Source organism: Pseudomonas sp. BS-2016 (assembly GCF_001806145.1).
Taxonomy (GTDB): domain Bacteria; phylum Pseudomonadota; class Gammaproteobacteria; order Pseudomonadales; family Pseudomonadaceae; genus Aquipseudomonas; species Aquipseudomonas lundensis.
On the sequence record NZ_MLCT01000105.1, the window covers coordinates 1 to 2,351 of the forward strand.

Consider the following 2,351-nt stretch of genomic DNA (forward strand, 5'->3'; position numbering starts at 1 on the left):
GGTTGTCGGGGAAGACTACCTGGTAGCCGGCTTTTTCCAGCAACTGGCGGGTTTTGTCGTACAGCGACATCTGCTCTTTATCGCCGGCTGCCGGGCCCATGGCGCGGGAGACACAGGTGGCCAGATAGACCACGCGCGGGCGCGCGTCCGTCACTGCCGGGCTGAAGCGGATGGCTTTTTCGGGCTGCGGCATGGCGTTGGTCCACTGCGGAATTTGCCCTTTGGACAGCTTGGTCAGTGTGCTCGAGAGCTTGGCCAGCCGTGGGGCGCCCAGCAGCATGCGTGCGCCATTGGCGACGTGCAGGGTAAAGCGCGCACCTTGCAGTGCGGTGGCGAAATGGCTGGCGAGCCAGTCGGCGGTTTTCGTACGGTCGGCTTCGCGGCTGCGCAGCTTTTTCACCAGGTCGCCGGTATTGATGCCTACAGGGCAACGTTGCGCGCATAAGCCGGTGGCGGCGCAGGTGTCGATGCCTTGGTAGTGGTAGGCCGCTTCCAGTACGGTGGTGTCCACGCCTGCGCGTTTTTTCGCCTGGATGTCGCGCCAGATCACGATGCGCTGGCGCGGGCTCAGGGTCAGGCCTTTTGAGGGGCACACCGGCTCGCAGAACCCGCACTCGATGCACTTATCCACAAGCTCATCGGCGGCGGGCAACGGCTTGAGGTGTTTGAGGTGGATCTGCGGGTCTTCGCTGAGTACCACGTCCGGGTTGAGGATGCCGTTGGGGTCGAGCAGGCGCTTGAGTTGCCACATCAATTGATAGGCGTCGCTGCCCCATTCCAGTTCGACGAAAGGGGCCATATTGCGGCCGGTGCCGTGTTCAGCCTTCAGCGAGCCACCGAACTCCACGGCAACCAGTTGCGCGACGTCGTCCATGAACGCTTGATAGCGTGCGACTTCTTCGCTGCTGTTGAAGCCTTGAGTGAACACAAAGTGCAGATTGCCTTCCAGGGCGTGTCCGAAAAGGATGGCTTCGTCGTAGTGATGTTTGTCGAACAGTGCGATCAAGCGATTCACGCCAATCGCCAGTTGTTCTACCGGGAAGGTCACGTCTTCGATGATCACGGTGGTGCCGGTTTTGCGCACGGCACCTACGGCGGGGAAGGTGTCTTTGCGGATGGCCCACAGGCGTGCGTTTTCCAGTGGGTCTTCGGTGAAGTCGACTTGTTGCTCCACGGGAAACGCCGCCAGGGAGGCCATGATGCGCGTCAGTTGTTCGTGCAGCAGCGATGGCGAAGCGGCGCGGGATTCGATCAATAGTGCGCAGGCGTTTTCCGATAGGTGCTGTACGAAAGCAGGCATGCCTGGTTTGTCCTGCACCGAGCGCATGCTGCGTCGGTCCAGCAGTTCAACGGCGGAGACTGGCTGGGTTTTCAGCACGGTGACTGCGTTGCAGCAGGTTTCGACGTCCGGGAAGACGATCAGCGCCGAGGCTTTGTTGGGGTGATCGATCACGGTGTCGTAGGTGACCGCACTGATAAATCCCAGGGTGCCCTCGGAGCCGACCAGCAGGTGGCTGAGGATATCCAGCGGGTCATCGAAATCCACCAAGGCATTGAGTGACAGGCCGGTGGTATTTTTCAGGCGGTATTTGTGGCGGATCTTTGCCGCCAGCTCATTATTTGCCCGTGTTTCGCGACCCAACAGGGCCAGGCGTTCAAGCAGTGCGCTATGTGACTGGCGGAAGGCTTGCACGCTGGCGGCATCTTCGGTGTCCAGGCGGCTGCCATCGGCCAGCACCAGACGGATGCCCGCCAGGGTGTGGTAGGTGTTTTGCGCCGTGCCGCAGCACATGCCACTGGCGTTGTTGGCGACGATACCGCCGATCTTGCAAGCATTGATGGACGCAGGGTCCGGGCCGATCTTGCGCCCGAACGGTGCGAGCCAGGCGTTGGCCTGGGCGCCGATCACACCCGGTTGCAGGCGGATCTGGGTGCCTTGCCCGCGAATTTCGCGGTGATTCCAGTTATCACCCAGCACGATCAGCACCGAGTCGCTGATGGCTTGGCCCGAGAGGCTGGTGCCTGCGGCACGGAAGGTCACCGGTACGCGGTCGCGCTGGGCCAGTTGCAGCAGAGTTACCACTTCGTCTTCTGACTCCACGCGAATCACCAACTGTGGGATCAGTCGGTAGAAGCTGGCGTCGGTGCCGAAGGCGAGGGTGGAAAGTGGATCGTCGAAGCGGCGATCTTGCGGGATCAGTTGTGCGACGTCGCTCAAAAAAGCAGCAGGCAGGCTCATCGGTCCTCCAGAAATAGCAGACGCCGGAAGGATGCCCCGGCGTCGATTCTTACCCTATTACGTGCAGGCCTCAGTGCACCAGCATACCGGTGAACCAGTACGCCTGCGCCAA

At 61.4% G+C, this 2,351-nt stretch carries 1 protein-coding gene; it reads right to left on the reverse strand.

The window, feature by feature from the left end:
• The coding region (locus tag BKD70_RS22695; RefSeq protein ID WP_070415442.1) for an FAD-binding and (Fe-S)-binding domain-containing protein at nucleotides 1-2,239 on the reverse strand (2,239 nt) is incomplete at its 3' end.
• Nucleotides 2,240-2,351: the final 112 nt, after the last annotated feature.